This window comes from Deltaproteobacteria bacterium (assembly GCA_003194485.1).
Taxonomy (GTDB): Bacteria; Desulfobacterota; Dissulfuribacteria; order Dissulfuribacterales; family UBA3076; genus UBA3076.
The window spans coordinates 29,111-30,459 of the sequence record PQXD01000004.1; the positions used below are offsets into that span (position 1 = coordinate 29,111).

Consider the following 1,349-nt stretch of genomic DNA (forward strand, 5'->3'; position numbering starts at 1 on the left):
TCATCATCTTTACAATAGACAATCTTTGTTTTCTCAGGATGAAGTTCCAGACCGCATTCCTTGAACCTGGCATCCAGCGCCTCTTTTAATGCGAGTGCCTCAGCCTCTGTCCGACAATGCGTAATACCATCATCTGCATAGCGGCAGAGTGGATTTCCCGGATAATTCCGTTCCATCCACTTATCAAACACATAATGCAGAAAGAGGTTGGCAAGAAGTGGGCTTATCACACCGCCTTGGGGAGTACCCTTGGTCCTTTCCACCAGTGTGCCGTCCTCTTTCTGAAATGGGACCTTCAGCCATCTCTCGATGTACAGAAGTATCCATTTGATCTCTGTGTGATGCCTTACCGCCTTCATCAGCAGATCGTGATCAATGTTGTCGAACAGACCCTTGATGTCGAATTCAAGCACCCAGTCGTACTGCCAGCAACGCTCGCGTGTTATTCTGACTGCCTGAATAGCCGATTTCCCAGGCCTGTACCCATATGAGTCCTCGTGGAAACATGGCTCCACAAACGGCTCAAAGTACATTTTAACCACTGTCTGCGCAATTCTGTCGGAAATGGTAGGAATGCCGAGCAATCTTTCACCTCCGGTCTTCTTCGGTATTGCTACCGTTCTGACCGGTGGCGGAAAGTAACTGCCCGACGACATGCGATTCCAGATCTTGTAGAGGTTATCTTTAAGATTCCTCTCAAAATCGGCAATCGATTCAGAGTCAACACCTGGTGCACCCTGATTTGCCTTTACCTGTTTCCATGCTTCCCAAACTACCTCTTTGGAAATCTCAAACGGCTTTGCCTTCTTCAAAGATTCCTCCCAAACCTGGTTGATCTTTAATTCCAGCTGGATGACCCGCCCCCTTTGCTCCATCCCCATTACAGAGACTTCATCACTCCTACAGGGCGGTCCGCCACTGTGCTCCGCATCGGTACTCTCATTCTCGTGGGGCCTCCACTTGAATTTCTCCCTTAACATCGAAGCGACAGCTTCCCACGTTCCGCACAGAAGCCTGGTTCAAGTTCACGCCGCCTTCATGCCGGACGCCATCTGGACAGTAAGCAGGTTTCCTCCAGACTTGTCCCGGGTTAACGACTACCCCCCGGTTTTGACGTCGTCCCTACGCTTTCGACACGTCATCAGCGGTTCACTCTCGTTCGTCTCCATGGACCATACCTGATCCCGTCTTGCGGGACCTTTTCCTCAACGCTCACCACCATGGCTCTTTACCACAGCAGCTTGAGGCGGTTTGAAGCCTGCTCCTGCAAGCCGGCTTCGAGGGGCCAAACCCTCATCTTCTGTGCAGTTGCGCACATCTCAACTATATCGAGTGTGCTCGTGGCGCAC

At 51.2% G+C, this 1,349-nt stretch carries 1 protein-coding gene and 1 pseudogene; one reads left to right on the forward strand and one right to left on the reverse strand.

The window, feature by feature from the left end:
- The coding region (gene ltrA, locus C4B57_03220; GenBank protein ID PXF55273.1) for a group II intron reverse transcriptase/maturase at positions 1-980 on the reverse strand (980 nt) is incomplete at its 3' end.
- Positions 981-1,038: 58 nt separating this feature from the next.
- On the opposite strand from ltrA, the pseudogene C4B57_03225 reads away from it, so the two are divergent.
- Positions 1,039-1,205: pseudogene (locus C4B57_03225) on the forward strand (transposase).
- The last annotated feature ends 144 nt before the right edge of the window (positions 1,206-1,349 follow it).